Origin of the sequence: Bradyrhizobium sp. SZCCHNS1022 (genome assembly GCF_032484835.1) — a bacterium.
In the GTDB taxonomy this organism is placed as follows: domain Bacteria; phylum Pseudomonadota; class Alphaproteobacteria; order Rhizobiales; family Xanthobacteraceae; genus Bradyrhizobium.
This window is the reverse complement of record NZ_JAUETT010000007.1, coordinates 75,354-102,234: the sequence shown is the minus strand read 5'-3', so window position 1 is coordinate 102,234 and position 26,881 is coordinate 75,354. Positions and strand designations below refer to the sequence as shown.

29 protein-coding genes and 1 pseudogene are annotated in these 26,881 nt (G+C 63.0%); 8 read left to right on the top strand and 22 right to left on the bottom strand.

What is annotated here, in order from left to right; genetic code table 11:
• The first annotated feature begins 65 nt into the window (after positions 1-65).
• Positions 66-2,228 (top strand): malate synthase G, encoded by a 2,163-nt coding sequence (locus QX071_RS30790; RefSeq protein ID WP_315703195.1) that lies wholly within the window; start codon positions 66-68, stop codon positions 2,226-2,228.
• A 61-nt stretch (positions 2,229-2,289) separates the two neighbouring features.
• On the opposite strand, the gene QX071_RS30785 is transcribed toward QX071_RS30790, so the two are convergent.
• The 3 genes from QX071_RS30785 to QX071_RS30775 form a co-directional block, all read right to left on the bottom strand.
• On the bottom strand, positions 2,290-2,445 hold the full coding sequence (locus QX071_RS30785; RefSeq protein WP_315702968.1) for a Thivi_2564 family membrane protein: 156 nt from the start codon (positions 2,443-2,445) through the stop codon (positions 2,290-2,292).
• A 225-nt stretch (positions 2,446-2,670) separates the two neighbouring features.
• Positions 2,671-3,324, bottom strand: coding sequence for a DUF2865 domain-containing protein (locus QX071_RS30780; RefSeq protein ID WP_315702967.1), 654 nt, complete (start codon positions 3,322-3,324; stop codon positions 2,671-2,673).
• 14 nt (positions 3,325-3,338) lie between these two features.
• Entirely contained in the window at positions 3,339-4,109 is a 771-nt protein-coding gene (locus tag QX071_RS30775; protein ID WP_315702966.1) for a L,D-transpeptidase, read from the bottom strand.
• A 249-nt stretch (positions 4,110-4,358) separates the two neighbouring features.
• On the opposite strand from QX071_RS30775, the gene QX071_RS30770 reads away from it, so the two are divergent.
• The gene (locus QX071_RS30770) at positions 4,359-5,477 is read left to right on the top strand and encodes an AI-2E family transporter (RefSeq protein WP_315703194.1); all 1,119 of its coding nucleotides are present in this window, start codon (positions 4,359-4,361) and stop codon (positions 5,475-5,477) included.
• Positions 5,478-5,559: 82 nt separating this feature from the next.
• Positions 5,560-5,931, top strand: a complete 372-nt coding sequence (locus tag QX071_RS30765) for a YqjD family protein (protein ID WP_315702965.1) — start codon at positions 5,560-5,562, stop codon at positions 5,929-5,931.
• Between the two features lie 168 nt (positions 5,932-6,099).
• On the opposite strand, the gene QX071_RS30760 is transcribed toward QX071_RS30765, so the two are convergent.
• Complete coding sequence (locus QX071_RS30760; protein WP_315729475.1) at positions 6,100-6,474, bottom strand: hypothetical protein; 375 nt, start codon at positions 6,472-6,474, stop codon at positions 6,100-6,102.
• Positions 6,475-7,039: 565 nt separating this feature from the next.
• Entirely contained in the window at positions 7,040-7,843 is an 804-nt protein-coding gene (locus tag QX071_RS30755; protein WP_315702963.1) for a response regulator, read from the bottom strand.
• A 209-nt stretch (positions 7,844-8,052) separates the two neighbouring features.
• On the opposite strand from QX071_RS30755, the gene QX071_RS30750 reads away from it, so the two are divergent.
• Complete coding sequence (locus QX071_RS30750) at positions 8,053-8,289, top strand: NepR family anti-sigma factor (protein ID WP_315702962.1); 237 nt, start codon at positions 8,053-8,055, stop codon at positions 8,287-8,289.
• Positions 8,289-8,837: a sigma-70 family RNA polymerase sigma factor gene (locus tag QX071_RS30745; protein ID WP_315702961.1), complete on the top strand. Its 549-nt coding sequence runs from the start codon at positions 8,289-8,291 to the stop codon at positions 8,835-8,837. The genes QX071_RS30750 and QX071_RS30745 overlap by 1 nt, the downstream gene beginning before the upstream one ends.
• A gap of 164 nt (positions 8,838-9,001) precedes the next feature.
• On the opposite strand, the gene QX071_RS30740 is transcribed toward QX071_RS30745, so the two are convergent.
• From QX071_RS30740 to urtA, 16 genes and pseudogenes are all read right to left on the bottom strand, one after another.
• A complete protein-coding gene (locus tag QX071_RS30740) occupies positions 9,002-10,660 on the bottom strand; it encodes an HWE histidine kinase domain-containing protein (protein ID WP_315702960.1) in 1,659 nt (552 codons plus the stop codon).
• Between the two features lie 274 nt (positions 10,661-10,934).
• Positions 10,935-11,576: an urease accessory protein UreG gene (gene ureG / locus QX071_RS30735; protein WP_315702959.1), complete on the bottom strand. Its 642-nt coding sequence runs from the start codon at positions 11,574-11,576 to the stop codon at positions 10,935-10,937.
• A 159-nt stretch (positions 11,577-11,735) separates the two neighbouring features.
• Positions 11,736-12,458 carry an urease accessory protein UreF gene (locus tag QX071_RS30730; RefSeq protein ID WP_315703193.1) on the bottom strand — a complete coding sequence of 241 codons (723 nt, stop codon included), beginning with the start codon at positions 12,456-12,458 and terminating at the stop codon, positions 11,736-11,738.
• Positions 12,445-13,077, bottom strand: a complete 633-nt coding sequence (locus tag QX071_RS30725) for an urease accessory protein UreE (RefSeq protein ID WP_315702958.1) — start codon at positions 13,075-13,077, stop codon at positions 12,445-12,447. Before QX071_RS30725 ends, QX071_RS30730 begins: the two co-directional genes overlap by 14 nt.
• Positions 13,078-13,106: 29 nt before the next feature.
• Entirely contained in the window at positions 13,107-13,406 is a 300-nt protein-coding gene (locus tag QX071_RS30720; RefSeq protein WP_315702957.1) for a putative quinol monooxygenase, read from the bottom strand.
• 44 nt (positions 13,407-13,450) lie between these two features.
• The gene (ureC, locus tag QX071_RS30715; RefSeq protein ID WP_315702956.1) at positions 13,451-15,166 is read right to left on the bottom strand and encodes an urease subunit alpha; all 1,716 of its coding nucleotides are present in this window, start codon (positions 15,164-15,166) and stop codon (positions 13,451-13,453) included.
• A gap of 40 nt (positions 15,167-15,206) precedes the next feature.
• A complete protein-coding gene (locus QX071_RS30710; RefSeq protein ID WP_315702955.1) occupies positions 15,207-15,632 on the bottom strand; it encodes a hypothetical protein in 426 nt (141 codons plus the stop codon).
• A 149-nt stretch (positions 15,633-15,781) separates the two neighbouring features.
• A pseudogene (locus tag QX071_RS30705) lies at positions 15,782-15,955 on the bottom strand (phosphohydrolase); the annotation flags it as partial.
• Positions 15,956-15,959: 4 nt separating this feature from the next.
• Positions 15,960-16,265: an urease subunit beta gene (locus QX071_RS30700; protein ID WP_315702954.1), complete on the bottom strand. Its 306-nt coding sequence runs from the start codon at positions 16,263-16,265 to the stop codon at positions 15,960-15,962.
• Positions 16,266-16,395: 130 nt separating this feature from the next.
• Positions 16,396-16,698, bottom strand: a complete 303-nt coding sequence (locus tag QX071_RS30695) for an urease subunit gamma (protein WP_315702953.1) — start codon at positions 16,696-16,698, stop codon at positions 16,396-16,398.
• Between the two features lie 20 nt (positions 16,699-16,718).
• On the bottom strand, positions 16,719-17,552 hold the full coding sequence (locus tag QX071_RS30690) for an urease accessory protein UreD (protein WP_315728342.1): 834 nt from the start codon (positions 17,550-17,552) through the stop codon (positions 16,719-16,721).
• Between the two features lie 37 nt (positions 17,553-17,589).
• Positions 17,590-18,285 (bottom strand): urea ABC transporter ATP-binding subunit UrtE, encoded by a 696-nt coding sequence (urtE, locus tag QX071_RS30685; RefSeq protein ID WP_315702952.1) that lies wholly within the window; start codon positions 18,283-18,285, stop codon positions 17,590-17,592.
• Positions 18,286-18,386: 101 nt separating this feature from the next.
• Positions 18,387-19,148 carry an urea ABC transporter ATP-binding protein UrtD gene (urtD, locus tag QX071_RS30680; protein WP_315702951.1) on the bottom strand — a complete coding sequence of 254 codons (762 nt, stop codon included), beginning with the start codon at positions 19,146-19,148 and terminating at the stop codon, positions 18,387-18,389.
• A 5-nt stretch (positions 19,149-19,153) separates the two neighbouring features.
• Positions 19,154-20,323 carry an urea ABC transporter permease subunit UrtC gene (gene urtC, locus QX071_RS30675; RefSeq protein ID WP_315702950.1) on the bottom strand — a complete coding sequence of 390 codons (1,170 nt, stop codon included), beginning with the start codon at positions 20,321-20,323 and terminating at the stop codon, positions 19,154-19,156.
• The gene (gene urtB / locus QX071_RS30670) at positions 20,320-21,933 is read right to left on the bottom strand and encodes an urea ABC transporter permease subunit UrtB (RefSeq protein ID WP_315728244.1); all 1,614 of its coding nucleotides are present in this window, start codon (positions 21,931-21,933) and stop codon (positions 20,320-20,322) included. Before urtB ends, urtC begins: the two co-directional genes overlap by 4 nt.
• Before the next feature lie 127 nt (positions 21,934-22,060).
• Positions 22,061-23,383 carry an urea ABC transporter substrate-binding protein gene (gene urtA / locus QX071_RS30665; protein ID WP_315728242.1) on the bottom strand — a complete coding sequence of 441 codons (1,323 nt, stop codon included), beginning with the start codon at positions 23,381-23,383 and terminating at the stop codon, positions 22,061-22,063.
• A gap of 510 nt (positions 23,384-23,893) precedes the next feature.
• Between urtA and QX071_RS30660 the strand changes: the two genes are divergently transcribed.
• The 3 genes from QX071_RS30660 (at position 23,894) to QX071_RS30650 (ending at position 26,122) form a co-directional block, all read left to right on the top strand.
• Positions 23,894-25,303 carry a DEAD/DEAH box helicase gene (locus QX071_RS30660; RefSeq protein ID WP_315703191.1) on the top strand — a complete coding sequence of 470 codons (1,410 nt, stop codon included), beginning with the start codon at positions 23,894-23,896 and terminating at the stop codon, positions 25,301-25,303.
• 24 nt (positions 25,304-25,327) lie between these two features.
• Entirely contained in the window at positions 25,328-25,618 is a 291-nt protein-coding gene (gene infA / locus QX071_RS30655) for a translation initiation factor IF-1 (protein WP_315702947.1), read from the top strand.
• 291 nt (positions 25,619-25,909) lie between these two features.
• A complete protein-coding gene (locus QX071_RS30650) occupies positions 25,910-26,122 on the top strand; it encodes a cold-shock protein (RefSeq protein ID WP_006612155.1) in 213 nt (70 codons plus the stop codon).
• Positions 26,123-26,259: 137 nt separating this feature from the next.
• Here the strand turns inward: QX071_RS30650 and QX071_RS30645 are convergent, their stop codons facing one another.
• Positions 26,260-26,859: a TadE/TadG family type IV pilus assembly protein gene (locus tag QX071_RS30645; RefSeq protein WP_315702946.1), complete on the bottom strand. Its 600-nt coding sequence runs from the start codon at positions 26,857-26,859 to the stop codon at positions 26,260-26,262.
• Positions 26,860-26,881: the final 22 nt, after the last annotated feature.

Below are 26,881 nucleotides of genomic sequence, written 5' to 3'. Positions count from 1 at the left end.
TTTTCGGCAGTAATTGCTCCAATCGGCGCGCAACGCCGCGCCTCGCAGAGAGAAACGTTCGGATGATGAACCGCATCGACGCCCACGGACTGAAGATCGCCCCCGTCCTTTACGATTTCATCGCCAAGGAGGCTGCGCCCAAGACCGGGATCGACGCCGACGCGTTCTGGGCCGGCCTCGCCGCCATCATCCGCGACCTCGCCCCGAAGAACCGCGAGCTGCTCGCCTTCCGCGATGCCTTGCAGGCCAAGATCGACGCCTGGCATCTCGCCGACAAGGGCAAGGCGTTCGACCTCAACGCCTACACCGCCTTCCTGAAGGAGATCGGCTATCTCCAGCCGGAGCCGGCCACGCACAAGGTCGAGACCGCAAATGTGGACGAGGAGATCGGCAAGATCTGCGGGCCGCAGCTGGTCGTGCCGCTGACCAATGCGCGCTATGCGCTGAATGCCGCGAATGCGCGCTGGGGCTCGCTCTACGACGCCTTCTACGGCACCGATGCGATCCCGCACGATCCGAGCGCGACGGGCAAGGGCTATAACAAGGCGCGCGGCGACAAGGTGATCGCCAAGGCCAAGGCCTTCCTTGATGCCGCAGTGCCGCTCGCCACCGGCAGCCACACCGACGTGACGTCCTACAGCGTGATCGCCGGCCAGCTCTCGGCCAAGCTGAAGAGCGGCAACGCCACGGCGCTGAAGACCCCGGCGCAGTTCGCCGGCTATCAGGGCGATGCCGCCGCGCCCTCCGCGATCCTGCTCGTCAACAACGGCCTGCATATCGACGTGCAGATCAACCGCAACAATCCGATCGGGAAGGACGATCCGGCCGGGGTCGCCGACATGATCATGGAGGCCGCGGTCTCCACCATCCTCGACATGGAGGACTCGGTCGCCGCCGTCGATGCCGAGGACAAGGTGCTGGTCTATCGCAACACGCTCGGCCTGATGAACGGGACGCTGGCGGCCGATTTCGAGAAGGGCGGCAAGACGCTGACGCGCTCGCTGCACACCGACCGCAGCTACACCACGCCCGACGGCAAGACGCTGACCCTGCACGGCCGCAGCCTGCTGCTGATCCGCAATTGCGGGCATCACATGTTCACCGACGCCGTGCTGGACGCCAAGGGCGAGGAGGTGCCCGAGGGCATTCTCGATGCCGCCGTCACCGGGCTTCTTGCACTCCATGACCTCAAGGGTCTTTCGAAGCTCAAGAACAGCCGCACCGGCTCGATCTACATCGTCAAGCCGAAGATGCACGGCCCCGACGAGGTCGCCTTCGCCGTCGCGCTGTTCGGCCGGGTCGAGAAGCTGCTCGGCCTGCCGGAGGACACGATGAAGATCGGCATCATGGACGAGGAGCGCCGCACCACGGTCAACCTCAAGGCCTGCATTCAGCAGGCCTCCAAGCGCATCATGTTCATCAATACCGGCTTCCTCGACCGCACCGGCGACGAGATCCACACCTCGATGGAAGCGGGCCCGATGATCCGCAAGAACGAGATGAAGGCGCAGCCCTGGATCAAGGCCTATGAGGACTGGAACGTCGACATGGGCCTGATCGATGGCCTGCCGGGACACGCCCAGATCGGCAAGGGCATGTGGGCCGCGCCCGACAAGATGGCCGACATGCTGGCGCAGAAGATCGGCCACCCGCAGGCCGGCGCCACCACGGCCTGGGTGCCGTCGCCGACCGCGGCGACGCTGCACGCTTTGCACTACCACCAGGTCAACGTGCAGGCGCGGCAGCAGGAGCTCGCGAAGGGCGGCCCGCGTGGGAAGCTCTCCGACATCCTCACCATTCCGGTGTCGCAGTCGAACTGGGCGCCCGACGACGTGCGCCAGGAGATCGACAACAACTGCCAGGGTATTCTCGGCTACGTCGTGCGCTGGATCGACCAGGGCGTCGGTTGCTCCAAGGTGCCCGACATCCACGATGTCGGCCTGATGGAAGACCGCGCCACCTTGCGCATCTCCAGCCAGCATCTCGCCAACTGGCTGCACCACGGCGTCGTCACCGAGGCGCAGGTGATGGAATCGCTGAAGCGGATGGCGGAAGTGGTCGACAAGCAGAATGCCGGCGATCCGCTCTACCAGCCGATGGCGCCCGCCTTCGACGGCGTCGCCTTCAAGGCCGCCTGCGACCTCGTCTTCAAGGGGCGCACGCAGCCGAACGGCTACACCGAATACATCCTGACCGCGCGGCGCCGCGAGGCCAAGGCGTCAGCATAAGCAGCGAAAGCCCCGGCGCTCACCGGGGCTTTTTCTTCGGTCGAATCGCAACCTTAAGGTGTTAAATTACAGCGATATATCTCAAGAGCGAGATCACGCCGAGAATGATCACGATCACCCGGCAGATCTGCTTCGCTCGCCCGTCGATCGGCAGCAGATTGATCAGATAGAGCACGAGGATGACGACGAGGAAGGTGACGAGAGCACTGATGAGCATGGATCGGCCCCTGAGATGATGCGCTGCCGATCCAACGTTCCCGGGCCGCTCCGGTTCCCAAACCGGAACCGAAATATGACCCGCACGCTCGCGCGCGACGTTGCGGCGGCCGCTGAAAACGGCGGGCGCGCGGCGAGGAGAGCCGGAGGCTGCATCTCGGCGATCAGGTCAACGAATTCCTCGGCAGGGTTCGCGCGACCTGATGGTCACGCGGTCAGGGACGGCCTACTCCGACGCGACCACCGGCGCACGGCGGAAGCGAGCCCGGATCGATTCCGGCGCTGGCGAGAAGTTGGTCTCGGCATGTTTGCCGGCCGCACGATTGGCGACCATCAGCCCGTCCGCACCGGCGACGATATCGCCCTTGCGCAAGGTCGGATCGTTCTCGATCGGGACCTTGGCCAACCCGAATTGATCCTTGCCGTTGCAGGTGCAGCCGTCGACGATCTGGGTGCGATAACGGAACGCGTTCGGCAATTCGGAATAGGGCTTGCCCTCATCGGTTTCCGCCTGATCGATCGAGCTGCCATAGACGATCTCGGTCTTCGATGCCGGGCAGAAGCTGTTGCAGGCCGCCTCCTTGCCCTGGTCGCCGGTCGCGCCGAGCGGGAAATAGCGACCGTCGCAGGTGCGCACGCACCAGGCCTGACCGCCGCCCGAGGCGGCTTCTTCCCGCGGCGCCGGCCGCCGCTGGGATGGCGCATCGTCGGCAAAGGGAAAGCGGACGTAGGGCTGCGGCGCCGACTGCCGGGGCGACCCGAAGCCACCGAACAAGGCGGAGAAGAAATCCTCCGCCTGGGCTGCTGCCGGCAATGCCACCGCACCGGCGAGACCGGCGGTGCCCAGCGCCAGCACGGCGGCAACCAATCGAGCCTTCATCACGGTCTCCTCGCTCAGTTGACGGACGAGACCGGGATCGACATCGCCTGGCGCCCCGATGTCGTCAGGAGCGGACGGGGCGGCGCGAGCGGCGTGCTGCGCGCCTGCAGCGGCGCGCGCTTCGACAGTCCGGGCGATCCCTTGGGCAGCACCACGACCTTGGTGCCGACTTGAACGCGATTGAACAGATCGGTGACGTCCTCATTGGTGAGGCGAATGCAGCCGGACGAGACGAACTTGCCGATCGTCGTGGGATCATTGGTGCCGTGGATCCGGTATTCGCTGGAGCCGAGATACATCGCCCGCGCACCGAGCGGGTTGCCGGGCCCGCCGGCCATGAAGCGCGGCAGATAGGGCTGGCGTGCGATCATCTGCGCCGGCGGATGCCAATCCGGCCATTCCGCCTTGTGGCTGACGGTCTGGACGCCCGACCATGTGAACCCTTCACGTCCGACGCCGACGCCGTAGCGGATCGCGCGACCACCCCCGAGCACGTAATAGAGGTAGGTATTTCCGGTATCGATGATGATCGTGCCCAGCGCCTCGCGCGTATCGAGGTTGACGATGGTGCGGCGGAAGCGATCCGGCAGCGCGCTGTCCTCGTCCTGAACAGCGGTATTAGGCGCCGCCTCTTCCGGCGGAAAGACCTCACGGGCGAAGGGCGCGTAGCCGAGCGCCTGGGCCCGGACCGCGGTGGCAAAGCACGGCGCCAGTGCAACAAGGCCGGCGAAGATCAGCATGGAGCGGCGCAGCGACCAGCTCCGGGCGAAAACGGACTCTGTCATGGGTTGCCCCCTCGAGATCGGGCATCGCGGCCGGCGATGCGCTTCCTGGGTCCAAACGCAAACGGTCTCGCCGGAGTTCCGCCCCGGCTGTGTCCCTCACACATCTGTCAAGCCACGCGAGCCGCATGTTCGGCATTCGAGCCTCACATTCGCGCGACGGAACTTGGGGCTGGATCGACGGTTAACGCCAAAGTTGACACTCCCCGGCGCAGACCAGCGTCGGACACCTCCGGCCGCGAGAGAAACATGGTGCGCGTACTTCCCACCGAGCGCCTCCTGCCGGACGGGAATGAAGGCTCACCACTTGTCGAGCATCGAAGCGAAGTGCCGCCGATGATCCGGCGCACCGAGGTGGTCGCCATCGCGCTCGTGATCCTGACGGTGATCTGCGTCACCGGCGTTCTCTACTTCGCGAAGGCGTTCTTTCTTCCGGTCGTGATGGCGTTCGTGGTCGGGACCATGCTGTCGCCCGCGGCCAATCGCCTGGAGCGCTTTCGGATTCCACGGGCGATCGCCGCGCTGCTGATCGTGGCAGCGGTTGCCACGGCGGTGGCCTTCATTGTCGGACTGATCTCTGCACCCCTGCTCGACTGGAGCAACCGGCTGCCGGAGCTTGCGACGCGGCTGAAGGACAAGCTGAATGTATTCGATCGGCCGATCGCACTCTGGCATGAGATGCAGGCCGCGACCGGCGGCGGCAGTCCCGAGAGCGCCACCAACCTGCAACTTCCGAAATTCGATTGGGTGCAACCCACCATCGAATTCCTGTCGCCGACCTTCACCGAATTCCTGCTGTTCTTCGCCACGCTGGTGCTGTTCATCGCCAGCTGGCGCGATCTGCGACGCGCGTTGATCATGAATTTCGGTGATCATGAGGCGCGTCTGCGCACCTTACGCATCCTCAATGAGATCGAGCTGCATCTCGGCAATTATCTATTGACCGTCACGCTCATCAACACCGGGCTCGGCGTTGCCACCGGGCTTGCCTGCGCGTTGTCCGGGATGCCCAATCCAGCCGGCCTCGGCGCGCTCGCCGCGACGTTGAACTTCATTCCCATCATCGGTTCGATCGCGATGTTCGCGATCCTGACGGTGGTCGGTATCATCACGTTTCCGACGCTCGGCGGCGGGCTCGTTGCGCCCCTTGCCTTCGCCGGAATCGCATTCGTCGAGGGCCACTTCATCACGCCGACCATCATCGGCCGCCGGCTGGCGCTGAACGCGCTGGCCGTCTTCATTGCACTCGCCTTCTGGACCTGGCTCTGGGGTCCGATGGGCGCCTTCCTGGCCTCGCCGCTGCTGATCGTCGGCCTGATCATGAAAGAGCATCTGTTGCCGGACGATTCGCCGCAACTTCCGCCGGACTAATTGGGGTTTCGTTCCAGGAACTTCCCCAATGACGCCGCGTTTGTCGGACTGACGCAGTTGACCACTTGCCCGGGAGTTTTCGATGTCGATGACCGATGGCGAGACCGCGACGAAGAACCTCGCCGACAAAGCGAACTACGAACGCCTGCAGAAGGATGTCACCGCCGTGAAAAACGATATCGCCGCCCTGACCGACCAGATCACCGACGCGCTCAACGCCTTCGCCGGGAAAGCCGGCAACCAGGCCCGCAGCGGCTATCGCGAAGCACGAGAGAGAATGGATCAGACCTTCGATGACATGTCCGAGCGCGGCAACGCGATGATGGGTGCGGCGCAGGATGCTGCAAGTTCGCTCGAGGAACGCTTCGAGGACGTCATCACGCAGCGCCCGCTGGCGACCGTCGGCCTGGCACTCGGACTTGGCTTCCTGATCGGCGTGACCTGGCGGCGCTGATCGACTGAACGCGGGTCGTTCAGACTTGGTCGTTTAGCCTTGGTCGTCCAGCCTTGGAGGACAAAAAAACCTCGGCGCCAACACGCGCGGCGCCGAGGCGGGAGTGGCGGAGCAACCGGTGCAATTCACACAAGGCAAAATCGCTGGCTGCTGAATGATGGCTGTTCGTCAGGTAATGCAGCGGCCGGGCTGCAGCTGCTTCGCGATTTCGGTCAGGACCGAAACGGGGGGCTCGCAGGCGACCGGCCGCTTCGCGACTTCCTTCTTGCCGCTGTCAATCCCGATCGGCCGCGAAGGCGGCTGTCTCGTCCCACCCTCGCCGGCGAGGCTCGGGCCGTTGCCGGCGGTCAGCGGCAGGCGAAGCAGAAAGGTCGTGTCGGAAAATTGCGACAGGTGCAGTGCGACAGTTCTCGTCGGTCCGGCAGCCTGCGGCATCGCACCGCGATCTGCCTTGGCGGCGCGGTTGACGTTGTTCGCCGAACCGCCGCGGAAGGCGCTCGTCAGATCGTGGCCCGATGCGAGCTGAACCGCTCCGAGCGTCAAGGAAGCTGCTAAAGTCCCAAAAACAAAGATTTTCGCTGAATACGCCATGGCCCTGTTCCCTCGCCCGCTGGCGATCGCCATTCCAACGTTGGTCGCGGGAACGGGGTTCTTGGATGGGCCGATCACTTAACCGTGTCTTAAAATCCGTCGCGGTGAGGTAAAAAAATAGTCGGCGACCAAAGGAACGACTTTTGGCGTCGTGAGTCATCACTGCAGCCGGTCGTTCCCCCTGCCCCATTGACCGGCAACGCGGGGCACGGCCGTGGTGATGCCGGCCGTGCCCCGCATTCGTTTGTTCATTCCTAAATCTTGCTCCTGATCGGTCGGTGCAAGGTCATGGCACGAGGGCAAGCCCGTCTACCATCTCGGGAACGCCGGCAAAGACATCCTTCGACGAGCTGATGAAGGCGAGCGGCCTTACAGCGCACGACCGCGTTGTCACGTCGAAGATCGACGGCATCTGTCGCGGGCGCACCTGCAGAATAAAACGATCGGCGCGCCTCGATCGTGAAGCGCGCCGATTGAACACATCTATGTCGCGGACCAAGCGAACAGGGATCGGCTTTTATGCCGCCGGCTTGGGCATCCGGTTACGGGAGTTGCGCTGGAAGAACAGCGCCTGGCTGGCCACGGCAGAGACCATTGCCGGCTGGAACGGCTTCGAGATCAGGAAAGCCGGCTCCGGCCGCTCGCCGGTCAGGAAGCGCTCGGGATAAGCGGTGATGAACACCACCGGGACTTCGAAGGTGCGCAGCAACTCGTTGACGGCGTCCAGGCCGGACGAGCCATCGGCGAGCTGGATATCGGCCAAGATCAGGCCCGGCTTCCTATTCTTGGCAAGCGCCACCGCATCGGCATGGGTGCGGGCGACGCCAATCACGTTGTGGCCGAGATTCCGCACCAGGCTCTCAAGGTCCATGGCGATGAAGGTCTCGTCCTCGATGATCAACACGTCGGTGGCGATCTCTGCAGCCAGCTCGCGACCGGCGGCATCGGCCAAGCGCCGGGTTTCCGCGACATCGATGTCGAGGATAAAAGCGACCTCCTCCTCGGCGAAACCTTCCAGCGAGAGGAGCAGGAACGCTTGGCGGGGCAACGGCGTAAGGTTGGAGAGCCGCCGCTCCGGCGGCATCGGCAAGGTCGTGACCTCGGTGTCGTCGTTCAGTGCCACCGAGTTCCAGATTTGGGTGAACAGCCGGAACAGGCCGGCGCGCGGTCCGTAGCGTTCATCCAGCAGGGAGGGATCCTGGATCAAGGCTTCCAACATGGCGCCCACATAGGCGTCGCCGGAGCCCTGGCTGCCGGTCAGGGCGCGGGCATAGCGGCGCAGCAACGGCAAATGTTCAGCAACAAGCTGTGATCGGGACATCCCCACTCCATTCGCTATTTTGGGCCAAACATCCTCGGGGGCGGCCCGGGTTCCCCTGGTGGGCAGACTACTCCCGAGCCGCAGAAAAGTTCCCAAATCAATGGGAACTTTTGTCGTCGGTTCGCATTAGTTCCCGACACACCTCTCAACGACGAGAATAATTCTTGAAGCTTCAGGGACTTAACTCTCGGGGAAACGTGGAAAAGGTCATGAAGGATGTAAAGTCTCAAGCCAGCAAGATTGCGGCACCGCGCAAGCCCGGCGGGCTCAATGCGGAGATTCAGTCCAGAATTGGACACCAGCTCCGCGCCATGTACGACGATGTCGTCCGCCAGGGTGTCCCCGACCGGTTTGCGGATTTGATCCGGAAGCTTGATGTCTCGGGGGATCCACCCCACGTGGACAACAGCGGGGGATCCAACGACCAAAATAACGGGAGGGACTAATGCCTCTCACTGACTCCCTGCGGGACGACATTCTGGCTTCCGTTCCGAGCCTGCGAGCCTTTGCCATCTCGCTCAGCGGTAACAGTGACCGCGCCGACGATCTGGTGCAGGAAACGCTGCTGCGTGCCCTCGCCAATATCGATTCCTTCCAACCCGGCTCCAATCTGCCGGCATGGCTGTTCACGATCCTGCGCAACTTGTTTCGCTCCGACTATCGCAAGCGGCGGCGAGAGGTGGAGGATGCCGAAGGCAATTATGCCAAAACCCTGAAGACGCATCCTGCACAGGGCGCGCATTTGGAGTTTGAGGAGTTTCGCGCGGCGCTCGATAAGCTGCCCCAGGACCAGCGGGAAGCGTTGATCCTGGTTGGAGCGTCCGGCTTCTCCTACGAGGATGCCGCTGCGATCTGCGGCTGCGCGGTCGGCACGATCAAGAGCCGCGTCAATCGTGCGCGATCGAAGCTGGCGGCCCTGCTCTATGTCGAAGGTGCCGAGGATTTCGGTCCCGATGAGACGGTACGGGCCGTGATCGGCGGCAGCGGCGGCTGATCCGCTCGCCGACCGACAACTGACAAATATAAAAGGCGGCCTCGATGGCCGCCTTTTCGTTCGTGCCGCCTGCCGGCTTGTCGGCGCGTCAATGCAGGCGCCGCATTGCTCACGCGCCCGCCCCGATCTACGAATGGACGCTGGAGGGCTGCAGCGGATGAGGATCAGCGAGCAGGACGTACCGGAGCTGAGAACTTTTCGGTGCGGTCGCGCTCGGTCATGTCAACAACGGTCACCATCGGCGCGGTGAGTTCGTAGACATAGCTTGCTTCGGTGAAGTAGCGCTTGGACGTACCACCAAGCGCTTCCGGAGCGACGCGATCGAGCAGGATCAGGCCGAAATCGCTGTCCGGCCTTCGTGTGGCCTCGCTGGTGTTGAACTCCTCCCAGCGGAAGTGAAACACCATCTCCGATTCATCGCCCGTCACCTCCCATTTCGCAGTAATATGCGGGTGCTTGCCGACCAACGACAAGCCCTCGTCGGAATGCGAGGCGAGCTCGAAAAACAGCAATGACAGACTTTGCGCGGCACGTGCGCTCACCGTGATGTCGGGACCGCTGATGGCGATACGCTCGGCATGCGGAATGGCTCGCGCCTCGAACAGACCGCGCAGGTGGACGCCCTGCCATTGGCTTTCGCTGAGCAACGTGACGACATTCGACATGGCGTGAATGCGTCCGATCAGAAGTTCGCGCGCGCTGTCGATGTCGCTGCCGTGACGCAGGGTACGGGTGACGATCGATTGGATCACGGCCAGGATGTTCTTGACCCGGTGGTTCAGCTCGTCGATCACGGCGGTCAGCCGCCGCTCGAAGCCGATCCGCACCTGGATTTCCCGGCTGAGCCGCAGATTATTGTAGGCCACGTAACCGAACAGACCACAGACGATGCCCGTCAGCGCAAGCCCGATGACACCGACGATCGCCGCCGTCTGCTGGGCACGCCGCATCGAATTGCTCTTGGCATAATAGACGAGCGACCAGTCGCGATTGCCGAAGGTGACCGTGCGCGTGGCCGATGGCGGAGCCGCTTCCGGTTCGCGCGTCCGGATGGTCACCACGCCTTGATCGTTGGCGATCAGCTCGCTGGTCGCGCTACGCGGATCCTTGAGCGCGACCGAAAACAGCGACAGGTCGTCGTTGGTGAGCATCAAGGGACCGAGCTCGTAGGAGAAGGCGACGAACCCCACCGCCGAACTCGCATCGTCCGGAACGACCGGCGCTGCGAGCATCAGGCCGACCGGACCATTTGTCCCCAATAGCGAGGACGGATCGGAGACGATCGGCTTGCCCTCGGCCAGGGCGCGGGCCAGCGTCGGACCGAAGACCGGATGTCCGTCCAGCACCACCCCTGGAAGCGATGCGGTCTCGGCGCTGCGCGGCTCAAGATCCATCAACACGTCGATCGGGTGATCGAGTCCCTGTTGATCAAGCGGCTTGCCGTCGACATTGTGAATGGTGGGATTGGCGAAGCCGGACCGCTGAAGTTCGTTGCGCGCAGCAGGCAGTTCGTCAGGCTTGAGCCGCGCGACCCAGGCCGCGACCACGAAGTCGGTCTTGAACGCGTAGATCGCGGCGCGGAGCGGCTGGAGCATATTGGCGCGGATAACCGTCGGCGCACGAAACAGCCGCGACGCCACACGCGCCAGCAACTCGCGTTCGGTCAGACGGTCCTGCACGAGGCTGGCGTGAACATCGATAGCCCGGGCCAGAGCGATGCGATCGAGGGCCAGCTCCTGGTCGTGCACACGATAGGCGGCGAGGCCGGAGAGCACCGTCCCGATCAGCGCGATCGCACCGATGATGACACCGAGCCGAAGCACTCGTTTACTCTGCGATCGAGGGTTGGGGTAAACGAGTCATCAAAAGCCTGGACCGCTTACTCATGAACGCAAAAACACAGCCGACCAAACATATCATGATTGAGCCAACGGGACGCAATTCTCGAACCCTCCGATTATCCCGGAGGGGGCACACCGTCAGGCCGGAATCCGGACCTTTTGTAAACGCCGAAAGCAAACTTTGTTCCGGCCGCCGTGCGGCTTTTTTGCGTCAGAACCGGCAGCGTCGCCGGTCGGCCACGAGGGGTGCGGCAGATCAGCGCGCCCCAGCGCGAAGCTTCGACGGGCTCAGGCCGCCCTTGGTCTCGATGAAGCCAATGATCCGATCGAGCCCCTGGTTCTTCTTGAGATTGGTCATTACGAAAGGACGTTCGCCGCGCATCCGCGTGGCATCGCGCTCCATCTTCTCGAGCGATGCCCCGACATGAGGTGCCAAATCGATCTTATTGATCACCAGAAGATCGGAGCGCGTGATGCCCGGGCCGCCCTTCGAGGGAATCTTGTCACCGGCTGCGACGTCGATGACGTAGATCGTGAGATCGGCGAGCTCCGGCGAGAAGGTCGCGGCCAGATTGTCTCCGCCGGATTCGATCAGCACGAGATCGAGATCCGGGAATTTCGCGCACATGTCGGCGACGGCGGCGAGGTTCATCGAGGCATCCTCCCGGATCGCGGTATGAGGGCACCCGCCAGTCTCAACGCCGGCGATGCGATCCGGCGTCAGCGAGCCTGAGCGCACCAGAAACTCGGCGTCCCATTTGGTGTAGATGTCGTTCGTGATCGCCGCGATGTCGTAGCGCTCGCGCATCGATTTACATAACAGGTCCATCAGGGCCGTCTTGCCTGATCCGACCGGGCCACCGATACCGACGCGCAACGGGCCGTGAGAAGATGACATTTTAGACAACCCTCGCATTGCTGTCGTCCTGGCGCACGCCGGGACCGATAACGCGTGATATATCGGCAGAGCAGAATGGCTGACGCCTCACGCAATAATAATTGCCGGTGGCTGTGGGTCCCCGCGTTCGCCGGGACGACTGGAGAGCATTGAACTGCATCACGACCGAAACAGCCTCGTATATTGCGTCTCATGGCGAAGGCTGGCGAGATCGGCGCGGAAAGTGGCGCTGCCGAGATCGTCCAGCGTGGCTGCCAGCGCGCGGATGGCCGTGGCCGTCACCACCGGTTCGAGCGCCGCGAGCACGCGCTGGCTGTCGGTCTGACCGAGCGGGATCAGCCGGCTGCCGGCCGAGATCCAGTTCGAAGTCAACGCATGGAGAAAGGCGTGCAGCGTGGGCGGAAGTGGGATGTCATGCGCCGATGCCAGGATGCCGACGGCAACCGGGTAGACGACAGTCTCGCATTGAGAGATCGCGTCATCCAGCCCACCGCAAGTCCAGGCGGCGCGTGCGATCTCGACGAATGCCCGCCCCTGCGCCGTTGTTTCAAGCTGCCGCTCACGCGACGGCACAAAGGCGGCCGCGAGCTCGGCCACCTCGCGCAACGCACCCCGATCATCCGTTTCCATCGCGCGATGCGCCTGCGCCAGAAACACGCCGTCGCAGAAGCCCGCGCCGTCGGTCAGCATCGCCGATAACCAGTCATGCAAACTCGCCGCATCCGTGACGTCACCGGCCTCCACGGCCCATTCGATGCCGCTCGAATAGGAGAAGCCGCCGACAGGGAAGGACGGCGACAGCCAAGTCAGCAGCCGGTACAGCGCAGCAGCCTCGACCCCGGTCATCACCTCACGATCGCGTTCGACCTCATGTGCGGTCATGAGCATGGGAATGGCCGTGGTGATGCGCGTGTCCACAATGGTCATCGTGCTCATGGTGATGTTCACCATCATGATCATGATGCTCGTGGCCGTGATCATGAGCGTGACCGCAGCCATGGCCGTGATGCGCATGATCGTGTGCGCCGTGCTTGTGCGCATGATCGTGCGCGTCGTCGTGACCATGCGCCGGCTCAGCATAGGCGCCGCCTTCCGGATCGAACGGCGCTTCGATCTCGATCACGCGTGCGCCGAGCCCCTTCACCATCCCCTCGATGACATGGTCGCGACGGATGCGCAGAGCCTTGGCCATAATCTGCGTCGGCAGATGGCGATTGCCGAGATGCCAGGCGAGCCGCACCAGATGCTGCGGATCGGTGGCACGAATCTCCAGCAGCGGCTCCGCTGCTGCGACGACCTCGACCAAGCGACCGTCTTCGAGCACCAGTGCATCGCCGCCGCGCAAGGCGACGGCGCGCTCCAGATCCAGCAGGAACTGGAGCCCGCGGGTGCCGGTCATTGCCGTCCGCCGCCGGTGACGGTCGTCGAAATCGAGCACGACAGTATCGGCAGCGGCTTCGCGCCAGTGGTGCTGGCCCAGAACGCGTGTGGCTCGGATCATGCTGAGAACCTCATTCGTCCATATTCCGCTTAACGAACATCAACCTTCTCGGGCGTGATGACCTCGATCCGCGGCGGCGCCGTCATGCACTTCACGGCGACACGACCGAACGTCTTCATGTGTTCGGCCGAACGATGCGGCACCAGAGCCTCCGCATTTTCCCATTGTTCGACGAACACCATCTTGCTGGGATCGGTGACGCTCTCATGCAAGTCATAGGCGATGTTACCGGCCTCCTTGCGGGTCTCCGCGATGCAGGCCGTGGCGGCGGCAATGAATTCGGCGCGTGTTTCGGGTTTGACGGTCAAGGTCGCAACGACATAGATCACGAAAGATTCCTCCCGGTATGGTTCTGCTTATACCGGGAGAGACCTTAGAACATGAAATAGCGCTGCGCCATGGGCAGCACCTCGGCCGGCTCGCAGGTCAGGAGCTCGCCGTCTGCACGTACCTCATAGGTTTCCGGGTCGACCTCGATCTTGGGCAGCGCGTCATTATGGATCATGCTCTTCTTCGAGATTCGCCCGCGGGTGTTCTGCACCGCGTAGAGCTTCTTCGAGATCCCGAGCTGGCGGGCGAGCCCACCGGTGGCGGCCGCCTTCGAGGTGAACACCACGGACGAGGCCGTCAGCGCCTTGCCGAACGCTGCGAACATCGGCTGGTAATGCACCGGCTGCGGGGTCGGGATCGAGGCGTTCGGATCGCCCATTGGAGCTGCCACGATCGAACCACCCTTGATGACGCAATCCGGCTTGACGCCGAAGAAGGCCGGCGACCACAGCACGAGATCGGCGAGCTTGCCTTTCTCGACCGATCCAATCAGCTTCGAGACGCCATGCGCGATTGCCGGGTTGATCGTGTACTTGGCAATGTAACGCTTGACGCGGAAGTTGTCGTTGTCATTGCCCTTGTCCTGCGGCAGTGCGCCACGCTGCTTCTTCATCTTGTCCGCAGTCTGCCAGGTACGGATGATGACTTCGCCGAGCCGACCCATGGCTTGGGAATCCGACGACAGCATCGAAAGTGCGCCGAGATCGTGCAGGATGTCTTCGGCAGCGATCGTTTCCTTGCGGATGCGGCTTTCGGCGAAGGCGAGATCCTCTGCGATCGAAGGATCGAGATGGTGGCACACCATCAGCATGTCGAGATGCTCGTCGATGGTGTTGCGCGTGAAGGGCCGGGTCGGATTGGTCGAGGACGGCAGTACGTTCTTCAGCCCGGCCACCTTGATGATATCCGGCGCATGACCGCCGCCCGCACCCTCGGTGTGGAAGGCGTGGATGGTGCGGCCCTTGAACGCCTTGATCGTATCTTCGACGAAGCCGGATTCGTTGAGCGTGTCGGAGTGCAGCATCACCTGAATGTCGTGATCGTCGGCGACCGAAAGGCAGTTGTCGATCGCGGCCGGCGTGGTGCCCCAATCCTCATGCAACTTGAGCGCACAGGCGCCAGCCTTGATCATCTCGACCAGCGCGGCGGGGCGCGCCGCATTGCCCTTGCCGGAAATGCCCAGATTGACCGGGAAGGCGTCGAACGACTGGATCATCCGCGCGATATGCCATGGGCCGGGCGTACAGGTGGTGGCGAAGGTACCGTGCGAAGGACCGGTGCCGCCACCCAGCATCGAGGTGACGCCCGACATCAGCGCGTGCTCGATCTGCTGCGGGCAGATGAAATGGATATGGCTGTCGAAGCCGCCGGCCGTGAGGATCTTGCCCTCACCCGCGATCACGTCGGTGCCCGGACCGATGACGATCGTGACACCCGGCTGGATATCGGGATTGCCGGCCTTGCCGATCGCGTTGATCATGCCGTCTTTGATCGCGACGTCGGCTTTGACGATGCCCCAATGGTCGACGATGAGCGCGTTGGTGATGACGGTGTCGGCCGCGCCCTGCTTGTTGGTCACTTGCGACTGGCCCATGCCGTCGCGGATCACCTTGCCGCCGCCGAACTTCACCTCCTCGCCATAGGTGGTGAAATCCTTCTCGACCTCGATGATCAAGTCGGTATCGGCGAGCCGCACCTTGTCGCCGGTGGTCGGCCCGAACATGTCGGCATAGACGGAACGCTTGATTTTGACGGACATCCCCTGCTCCAATTCTCAAACTGCACGCGGCTCAATCGCGCTATTTGTCCGGCATACGGCATAGACCCTGAAATTCAGCGACGACGTCCAGGCCGACATCGAATTTGTATGTCAGTTCGGCTTGTCCGACTTTGAAATCGAAAGTCCCGGTGCGCTTCAACTCCTCGAACGCCGGCCCCGTCGCCGACAACATAAACCGATAGCGCCAGCCACTGACGAAGCCGAACTCGAAATTGACAATCGAAACACTGCCGTCGTCAGGAACTGTCTTTATGCCGGGCGTTTCGTCATGGAGAATGAGTGTTGCCATCTCCGTACGAAGATCGTCGTCGGTGTCACCAAAGGCCGTCGCGAGCCCCGAAGCCTTTCTGCATTCGAAAAACGGAGAGCCAAAATGATCAGTGGCATCGCTGTCCGCGATCACCAGGAGCGCCGTATCGCCGTGTTCTGACAGCCGCCAACGCACATCCCCCTCTCCGGCTGAGGCTGGCGGCGCAAAAACTGCGCAGCAAGCCAAGACGCATGCCTCTGTTACCCCCGGCCTCAAAATGTCGCCCTCCCATTGGCGACCTCGTCGTGGGACAGCGCGTCCAGCCGTACATTCATGCCGCGGCAGCCAGCCACGACCAGCTCGGCGTTTTCGCCGTTGGTAACCATCGACAAGGGGTTCGCGACTTCGGCGAGATGGTTGAGGTAGGGCTCTTCACCGCGACCTTTGCGTTGCCGGCCCGAATGGCGGCGCGCCGCAAGCTCGGCGGCTTCGGAGACGAGGCGGATGCCGCTGAGCATGATTCTACAGCTTGCCCATGACGTCGCCACGGAAGCCGTAAACCGTGCGCTTGCCCGCGAGCGCGACAAGCTGCACCTCGCGCGTTTGGCCGGGCTCGAAGCGCACCGCAGTGCCAGCCGCGATGTCGAGCCGCATGCCGCGCGCCTTCCTGCGGTCGAACTTCAGCGCCGGATTGGTCTCGAAGAAATGGTAATGCGAGCCGACCTGGATCGGGCGATCGCCGGTGTTGGCCACGGTGAGCGTCACCGTCTTGCGGCCGGCATTGAGCTCGATCTCGCCGTCCTGGATGAAGAGTTCGCCGGGGATCATGTTTACCTCATGTGTTTCCACAGCGTCATGGCCGGACTTGTCCCGGTCATCCACGTCTTACCATTCGGATCGAAGAACGTGGATGCCCGGGTCGAGCCCGGGCATGACGACAGAGATTGATGGACTCGCCTCACCGGATCGGCTCGTGCACAGTGACGAGCTTGGTGCCATCGGGGAACGTCGCTTCGACCTGGATGTCGTGGATCATCTCGGGGATACCGGGCATCACCTGCTCGCGTGTCAAGACCTGGGCTCCCGCCTGCATCAGGTCGGCAACGGTGCGGCCGTCGCGCGCGCCTTCCAGGATGAAATCGGAAATGATCGCCACCGCCTCAGGGTGATTGAGCTTGACGCCGCGTTCGAGCCTGCGGCGGGCCACGATGGCCGCCATCGAGATCAAGAGCTTGTCCTTTTCGCGAGGAGACAGATTCATGCCAACTCTCTAATAATCACCTAGTTGAGCCACAGCCGCGGCAGCGGCACATCGGATGCACAGCCAAGCACCGCCATCATGTCGGCGCGCAGGCGCGCGGTATCTTGGGCGCAGAACCGCGCGATTGCAAATCCATTCCAGGCGGAAAGTCCGACCTCTCCGCCGAACGATGACGCGCTCTCTCTGATGCGCTCGACGAGCGCGGTATCGCCCGGCACGATCAGCGCCGTGCCGATCGCAGCGCCGCCTTTCGCGACTGCGGCCTGCGCCAATTTGCCACCGATTGCGCCCTCGAGCCGAACGGTCTCCGCGAAGACGAGCTTGCCACCACGGCGCAGCCGCCAGCGGTCGACGAACGCACCTTCGCGCATTTGCTCGCCCATCGCGGTGCGCCCGAATACGACGATCTCGCACAGCAAAAGCGAAGCGCTCTCGTCCATATCGATGTCGATCCGGCGCGTCATGCGCGCACGGTCGAACAGAATGGTCTCCTGCGGCAGCCAGGAGAGATGGGCGCGAGCGTCGACCTTGAGCGAGATATCGAGCTCGGCAGGCCGTCCCGGCGCGCGATAGACCTTCTCGGCTGCGGCCGTCGTCAGGGTCAGGCGCGCGCCCTCGCCAGCCGCGATCTCGATCGCGAACCGATCGCCCCCGGCGATGCCGCCGGCCGTGTTGACGAACATGGCCGAAAGGCCGTTGTCCTCCGGCGAGGGAAAGCGGACGCGGAGCGAACCAGATTCATGCAGGCGGCCGCGGCGGGTCACGCCGTCCTGCAGACGCACGTCGAAGCGGACGGCACCGCGGGCGCGGTTGGACTCGAATATATCTAGCGCGTTGGCCGGCTCGGCCGTCATCCGTTCCCCCTCGACGCGAAGACGCGTCACGCCCGCATTACAGCGCCATTTGGCGACTGATCTCGGCCGGGTCGAGCTCGGCGCGCGTGCAGGTATATTTCACGGCGCCACGATCCATCACGGCAAAATTGTCGCCGAGTTCACAGGCAAAGTCGAGATATTGCTCGACCAGAACGATCGCGATGTTGCCGAGATTGCGCAGATAGGAGATCGCCCGGCCGATGTCCTTGATGATCGAGGGTTGGATACCTTCGGTCGGCTCGTCCAGCAACAGAAGCTTCGGCCGCATCACCATGGCGCGCCCGATCGCGAGCTGCTGCTGCTGGCCGCCGGAAAGATCGCCGCCGCGCCGACCGAGCATCGATTGCAGAACCGGAAACAGCGAGAACACATCGTCGGGGATCGTCCGCTCGCTGCGCTTCAAGGGCGCAAAGCCCGTCTTCAGATTCTCTTCCACCGTCAGCAGCGGAAAGATCTCACGCCCCTGCGGCACAAGGCCGATCCCGCGCCGCGCCCGCTCATAGGGCTTCAGATGGGTGATATCGGCGCCATCGAAACTGATCCCGCCTGAGGCCAGAGGATATTGTCCGACCAGCGCGCGCAGCAGCGACGTCTTGCCGACGCCATTGCGGCCGAGCACGCAGGTGACCTTGCCGGGCTCGGCCGAAAGCGAGACGCCGCGCAAGGCCTGGGCAGCGCCGTAGTAAAGATTGATGTTGTCGACCTTGAGCATCAGCGCGCCCCTCTGCGCGAATTGCGAATGGCGAACAGCGAGTATAGGAGCGGTCGCTGCCGCCCTATTCGCTGCTCGCTACTCCCTATTCGCTCCGTTCCTCATCGACCCAAATACACTTCGATCACCCGCTCGTTGGACGAGACCTGATCGATGGTGCCCTCGGCCAGCACTGTGCCCTCGTGCAGGCAGGTGACCTTGACCCCGAGTTCGCGGACGAAAGTCATGTCGTGCTCGACGACCATGACGGTGTGATCCTTGTTGATCTGTTTCAACAGCTCCGCCGTCTGGTGCGTCTCGACATCGGTCATTCCGGCAACCGGCTCGTCGACCAGCAGAAGCTTCGGATCCTGCGCCAGGAGCATGCCGATCTCCAGCCACTGCTTCTGGCCATGCGACAGGCTGCCGGCGAGCTTGCGGCGGAGGTCCTTCAGCCGCACGGTCTCCAGCACCCTGTCGATCTGCTCAGCCTCGTTCCTCGACCCCCGCCAGAACAGGGTGCCCTTGACGCTGTGGTCGACATTGAGCGCCAGCAGGAGGTTGTCCTCGACCGATTGGCTCTCGAACACGGTGGGCTTCTGGAACTTGCGGCCGATGCCGAGCTCGGCGATGCGGGTCTCGTCGAGCCGGGTTAGGTCGGTGGTGCCGTCGAACAGCACGGTGCCTTCATCCGGCTTGGTCTTGCCGGTGACAATGTCCATCATCGTGGTCTTGCCGGCCCCGTTTGGGCCGATGATCGCGCGCATCTCACCGGGCTCGAGGGTCAGCGAAAGATTATTGATGGCGTGGAAACCGTCGAAGGAAACGTGCACACCGTCGAGATAGAGCAGCGCGGAAGTGGATCTTGTGTCCATGACATTCATGCCGATCACTCCGCCAGCTTGGGTTCGCTGATGCCGTCCTCGCGGGCGGCGCTCTCGGCATTGGCCTCAGTGCGCTTGGTCTTGAACGGCTCCCACCAGGAATTGAAGGTGCCCACGATCCCCTTGGGCAGCAGCAGGGTCACCAGCACGAACAGCGCGCCCAGCATGAACAGCCAATAGGGCGCGAGTGCACCGGAGGTAAAGAAGGTCTTGGCGTAGTTGACGACGATGGCGCCGAGCGCGGCGCCGATCAAGGTGCCGCGACCGCCGACCGCGACCCAGATCACGGCCTCAATGGAGTTGCCGGGCGCGAACTCGCTCGGGTTGATGATGCCGACCTGCGGCACATAAAGCGCTCCGGCTACGCCGGCCATGCAAGCCGACAGCGTGAACACGAACAGCTTGTAGGACTCGACGCGATAGCCGAGGAAGCGCGTGCGCGATTCCGCGTCGCGAATTGCGATCAGCACCTTGCCGAGTTTCGAGGATACGACGCCGCGGCAGATCGCGAATGCAATGATGAGCGCCAGGCAGCTCAGCGCGAACAACGCAGCGCGGGTGCCCTCGGCCTGGACGTTGAAACCGAGAATATCCTTGAAATCGGTCAGGCCGTTATTGCCACCGAAACCGAAGTCGTTGCGGAAGAAGGCCAGCAGCAGCGCATAGGTCATCGCCTGCGTGATGATCGACAGATAGACGCCGGTGACGCGGGAGCGGAAGGCGAGCCAGCCGAAGCAGAACGCCAGCAGGCCCGGCACGACCACCACCATGAGCGCCGCAAACCAGAACATGTCGAATCCGTACCAATACCAGGGCAGCTTCGGCCAATTCAGGAACACCATGAAGTCCGGCAGGATCGGATTGCCGTAGACACCGCGGCTGCCGATCTGGCGCATCAGATACATGCCCATGGCGTAGCCGCCGAGTGCGAAGAAGGCGCCGTGACCGAGCGAGAGAATGCCGCAATAGCCCCAGATCAGGTCGATCGAGAGCGCGAGGATCGCGTAGCAGACATATTTGCCCCACAGCGCGACCAGATAGGTCGGGACCTGCAGAGCGGAGCCCGCCGGCAGGAGCAGGTTGGACAATGGGATGAGGATGCCGCAGGCCGCGACGATCAGGATGAAGCTGGTCGCGGCACGGTCCAGCGAGCGGGTGAGCAGATGCGGCATCATGCTTCCACCGCCCGGCCCTTGAGCGCGAACAGGCCGCGCGGGCGCTTCTGGATGAAGAGGATGATCAGGACCAGGATCGCGATCTTGCCGAGCACGGCGCCGGCGACCGGCTCGAGGAACTTGTTGGCGATGCCGAGCGTGAAGGCGCCGACCAGAGTGCCCCAGAGATTACCGACACCGCCGAACACCACGACCATGAAGGAGTCGATGATGTAGCTTTGGCCGAGGTTCGGACTGACATTGTCGATCTGCGAGAGCGCCACGCCGGCGATGCCCGCAATGCCCGAGCCGAGCCCGAAGGTCAGCGCGTCGACCCGCGAAGTGGCGATGCCCATCGAAGCCGCCATGCGCCGGTTCTGAGTGACCGCGCGCATTTCCAGGCCAAGCGCCGTGTAGCGCAGCATAGCAAGGAGAATCGCGAACACCGCCATGGTGAAGCAGAGGATCCAGAGCCGGTTGTAGGTGATCGTGATCTGGCCGAGTTCGAAAGCGCCGCTCATCCAGGACGGATTGCCGACCTCGCGGTTGGTCGGGCCGAACGCGGTACGCACCGCCTGCTGCAGGATCAGCGACAAGCCCCAGGTCGCGAGCAAGGTTTCCAATGGCCGGCCATAGAGGAAGCGGATGATCGTCCGTTCGATCAGGACGCCGACCGCGCCCGCGACAACAAAGGCCAGCGGCACGGCGATCAGCAGCGAATAGTCGAAAAGGGCGGGATAACGGGTCCGGATCACCTCCTGCACCACGAACGTGGTATAGGCCCCCAACATCACCATCTCGCCATGCGCCATGTTGATCACGCCCATCACGCCGAAGGTGATGGCTAGCCCGATCGCGGCGAGCAGCAGGACCGAGCCGAGCGACAGTCCGTACCAGGCATTCTGCACGCCCGACCAGATCGCCAGCGAACTCTGGATCGAGGTAATCGCGCCCGTCGCCGCCTTGGTGACGCTGGCCGGCTGATCGCCGCCGCTGATCTCGGTCAGGAGCGCCAGCGCGTCCTGGTCGCCGCGCGATCTGACGGTGGCGACGGCCGCAAGCTTGTCGGCTTCGCTGGCATCGGACTTGAACAGGAGAATCGCCGCTCGCGCTTCGCTCAGGGCCTGCTTGGCCGAGCGATTGGCTTCCTTGGCGAGCGCGGTTTCGACGGTCGGCAGCAGAGCCTCGTCGTGCGACTTGAAGACGGCTTGCGCCGCTGACAGGCGCGCCGATAGGTCAGGCGACATCAAGGTGAGCCCGCCGAGCGCCGCATCGATCGCGCGCCGGAGACGGTTGTTGAGATTGACAGCGGACGCGCTGTCGGGAATTGCGTCTACCGCCGCGCCAGTCGCGGCGTCGATCGCCTTGCCGTCGGTCTGCTTGATGTAGACCTTCTTGGTATCGGCATCGAACATCAGCCGCTCATCCTGCAGCGCGCTGATGATCGGAAACGCCAGCGCATTGCCGGAACTTGCGACCTCGCCGATCGCCTCCTCGGTATCGGAGAAATCGTCAGTGGCGAATTTGCCGACCGACTCCTCGAACGAGGCGGCAAGGGCCGGAACCGCGAGTGCGATCAATGCAATCGACAGACACAGCGTACGGAGAAAAGCGAAAATATTGGCAGGCACTGGACAACCCCGGCAGGAGTCAGTGGCACAAAAGACCATGAGCACGCAGCATGGTCGCGAATGTCGGATCCGCTCCACTCGAGAGAAGGCGGCGACACCGCCGCCTTCTCAGGTCGAACAAATCAGCTCAGGAGGCCGATCCCAGGCACTTGTTGGTCTTGACGTTGAAGTTGCCGCACTTCTTGCCGACCCAGTCACCGATCAGGTCCTTGGAGCCTTCCAGCTCCTTCGACCAGGCGTCGCCCGGCACCAGGTCCTTGGTCTTGTAGACCACGCTGAACTGGCCGTCGCCCTTGATCTCGCCGATGAACACCGGCTTGGTGATGTGGTGGTTCGGCAGCATCTTCGAGACGCCACCGGTCAGGTTCGGCGCTTCGATGCCGGGCAGCGCATCGATCACCTTGTCCGCATCGGTGGACTTGGCCTTCTCGACCGCCTTCACCCACATGTTGAAGCCGATATAGTGCGCCTCCATCGGATCGTTGGTCACGCGCTTCGGATTCTTGGTGTAGGCCTGCCACTCCTTGATGAACTTCTCGTTCGCCGGAGTCTTGATCGACTCGAAGTAGTTCCAGGCGGCTAGATGGCCGACCAGCGGCTTGGTGTCGATGCCGGCGAGCTCTTCCTCACCCACCGAGAACGCGACGACCGGAATATCCTTGGCCTTGATGCCCTGGTTGCCGAGCTCCTTGTAGAACGGCACGTTGGCGTCGCCGTTGACGGTCGAGACCACTGCGGTCTTCTTGCCGGCGGAGCCGAACGCCTTGATCTTCGAGACTTCGGTCTGCCAATCGGAGAAGCCGAACGGCGTGTAGTTGATCATGATGTCGTCGGCGGCGACCCCCTTCGACTTCAGATAGGCCTCGAGAATCTTGTTGGTGGTGCGCGGATAGACATAGTCGGTGCCTTCCAGCACCCAGCGCTTCACCTTCTCTTCCTTCATCAGGTAATCGACCGCCGGGATCGCCTGCTGGTTCGGCGCCGCGCCGGTGTAGAACACGTTGCGCTCGCTCTCCTCGCCCTCGTACTGGACGGGGTAGAACAGGATGCTGTTGAGCTCCTTGAACACCGGCAGCACCGACTTGCGCGACACCGAAGTCCAGCAGCCGAACACGACCGCCACCTTGTCCTTGGTGATCAGCTCGCGCGCCTTTTCGGCGAACAGCGGCCAGTTCGACGCGGGATCGACGACGACGGCCTCGAGCTTCTTGCCGAGCACGCCGCCCTTCTTGTTCTGCTCGTCGATCAGAAACAGGATCGTGTCCTTCAGCGTGGTTTCGCTGATGGCCATCGTGCCGGAAAGCGAATGAAGAACGCCGATCTTGATGGTGTCTTCCGCAGCCTTGGCCGAGCTGAAGCCGGCGAGGCCGAGCGCCAGGCCAGCAGCAGCGGCCAGCCAGCGGCGGCGACTGAACGGCGCCGATAATTCCTGAGTGAATTGAGTAAGCATGAGGTCTGATCTCCCTGACGCAGCGTGCTTTGCGGCCGAAACGACCACGGCCGTCTGCGCGCCAAGGGATCGCAAGAAGTGTGCCACGCCCCGCACGACCGACAAGCATTTGAATCGTAATGAGAAATTCGACTAAACGCGCCAGAACGTCGCACCGCTGTGCCCGCAGCTTAAGCAATTGAACTGTTTAATTTGCCAGCATTTTGCTGTCATCTTATGCACTGCACTCCAAATGACTAAATTTGGGGCAGCAGAGTACCGCAATTGTACCAAGCGCGCCCCAAGCTCCCCTTGAAACTGGCGCAGGACTGTTCCATATGTCTGAAAGACGAGGCGAATCGGCCCGTCGTTGCAAGCTGCGTGTTCTTAAGCTCGCTCAGAGCTTCTGGCTTGCCCCATTTCAGCAAACCACAACAGGCGCTCCCAACACGCGGGTGTCTTCCTCGCTCACTCACCCGCGTCGGACCTTGCGTCGGCACGGGCGTATCCTCTTATGGAAAGACTCCCCTTTTGACATCCTTTCAGGATTTTGGCCTTGCCGACGCGATCATGCGCGCGCTCAAGGACGAGAACTACCACACCCCCACTCCGATCCAGGCCCAGACCATTCCGCTCGCCTTGGAAGGCCGCGACGTCATCGGCATTGCCCAGACCGGAACCGGTAAGACCGCATCCTTTGCGCTACCGATCCTGCATCGGCTGCTGCAGAACCGCATCAAGCCGCAGCCCAAGAGCTGCCGCGTGCTGGTGCTGAGCCCGACCCGCGAGCTTTCCGGGCAGATCCTCGACAGCTTCAACGTCTATGGCCGCCATCTCCGATTGAGCGCGAGCCTCGCGATCGGCGGCGTTCCCATGGGCCGCCAGGTCCGGGCTGTCATGCCCGGCCTCGAGGTGCTGGTCGCAACCCCCGGGCGGCTGCTCGACCTCGTGCAGAGCAATGGGCTCAAGCTGAACCAGGTCGAGTTCCTGGTGCTCGACGAAGCCGATCGCATGCTCGACATGGGCTTCATCAACGACATCCGGAAGATCGTCGCCAAGCTGCCGGCCAAGCGCCAGACGCTGTTCTTCTCCGCGACGATGCCCAAGGACATTGCCGAGCTGGCCGACGCGATGCTGCGCGACCCGGCCCGGGTGGCGGTGACCCCGGTCTCCTCCACCGCCGAACGCATTGCCCAGCGCGCGATCCAGATCGATCATTCCGCCAAGGGAACCCTGCTGGCCCAGCTCCTCAAGGAGGAGAAGGTCAACCGCGCCCTGGTCTTCACCCGCACCAAGCACGGCGCCGACAAAGTGGTGAAAGGCCTCGAGAAAGCAGGCATTCCCGCCCAGGCGATCCACGGCAACAAGTCGCAGAACCATCGTGAGCGCACCCTGGCCGCATTCCGCTCCGGCGAGATCCGCACCCTGGTCGCCACCGACATTGCCGCGCGCGGCATCGATGTCGACGGCGTCAGCCATGTGGTGAATTACGACCTGCCCAACGTTCCCGAAACCTACGTGCATCGCATCGGCCGTACTGCGCGGGCAGGCGCCGAGGGCGTTGCGATCTCCCTGGTTGCCGGCGCCGAGGAACTCTCCTACCTCCGCGACATTGAGCGGCTCATCAAGCTTTCACTGCCGCGCGAAGACCGTCGCACGCCGGGGCAGCACGAAGCCGCGCCGGCACCTCAGCGCAGCGGCCGCCCCGGAATGCAGGGTGCGCGGGCTAACGAAGGGGCTAAATCCGCAAAAGGCCCTCGCCGCCGCAGGCGTTCCAATGCTATGATGAGTTCTCTGCCCAGCAATCGCCAAGAGTCCCAGCGACCGCCGCAAGGCGGCGGCAAGGCCGGGGCGATTCAAGGCGTTGCGTTTTTGCAACGCGCGAGCAGACCTGAACACCGACGGAATACAAACCCGAACCGCAACCAACGGCCAAACTAGACGTCTATCGATCTGGAGAGACACATGGCTAAGGAAGAGCTGATCCAGTTCGAAGGGCTGGTCACCGAAATCCTTCCCGACGCGCGATATCGCGTGCAACTTGATACCGGGCACGAGATCGTTGCCTACACTGCCGGCAAAATGAAAAAAAATCGCATCAAGACGCTCGCCGGCGATCGCGTGACGGTCGAGATGTCGCCCTACGACCTTGAAAAGGGACGTCTGATTTTCCGTCACAAGGACGAGCGCCCGAGCACGGCAGGCGGTCCCCCGCGCGGGGCGGCCCAGCGGGGCGGCCAGTTCCGCCGTCGTTAGACTTTGGGCGCACATTGCGCCCTTCGGTGTTGATCGAGGTGGCCTGACGCCATCGGTTCGCAGAGCGCGCCGGCCCCGGCCGGCGCGTCAAAAAAACGTGCGCGCTGGCGCAGCTCAGGATTGTTTCGAAGCCTTTTTTCCCATAATATAGGCCGCAATCGATTTTCGGCCGGACGACATTAGCTATTACCGGTACAGCCGGTTCAGACGCTGACGACCCTTCCAAAAATTCGATCTAACCAGCCCAGGTACCTGGGTTACGCATTTGATATCCGAGAAGGGACTACCCCCGTGAGCATGGGAACCGTGAAGTGGTTTAACGCAACCAAGGGCTACGGCTTCATTCAGCCGGATGATGGCGGCAACGACGTGTTCGTGCACATCAGCGCCGTCGAGCGCGCTGGCCTCGGCACGCTGCGCGAAGGCCAGAAGATCTCCTACGAGATCGTAGCTGACCGCCGTTCGGGCAAGTCGTCAGCCGACAATCTTCGCGCTGCCAACTGAGCGTCCGTCCGGTCCGATCCGTGGCCGGTTGAACCGAATGCCGATAAGACAAAGGGCCGCCTCTCCGCGGCCCTTTTTGTTGCGTTGCTCTTCGTTGCACTGCGCACCGTCCGGAACTGGTGTTCCAGGCCCGTCCCTCATCTGCTCGGACAAGTCGTCGTCGTCCCATCGACGGGAGTGTAGAACACGCAGCTCGATTGCCGTGGCCGCGTATAGGAGACGTCGCCCAAGGTCACGCCGGTCTGGGCCATCACATAGCCGACGGTCGGAACGTATTTATAGTTGACCTCACTGAAGATCAGATAGGTGCCGGCAACCAGGAGCGCGGCGGGGATCCCGACCGTGCTGCTCTGAGCATGCGGAGCCGACCCCACGCTCCATTGCACACGGGCCTGCATCGTTTTGGGATCGACATAGAGTTCGGTGATCGTCGAGTTCAAGGGTGAGGTCGGGTAGGGATACATGATCCCGTTCGAGGCGGCGAAGGTGTTGGTGAAATCGTTGACCGATGTCGATTGCGAGGTCAGGTCGGACAAGGTCCGCGCCATCAAGGTGACCTTGCGCTGAACCGCGATCCCCGAACAGAACTCCACGGTGCCGAAGAACATCACCAGCATCAGCGGGACGATGAAGGCGAACTCGGTCGCGGCGATGCCGCGGCAGTCCGTTGCAAGATCGCCCACCAGACGCTGCAGACGGACGCCGATCAGCGAGCCGGGTCGCGTGACAGAGATCATTGCACCACCCTTTGCGGAGCTC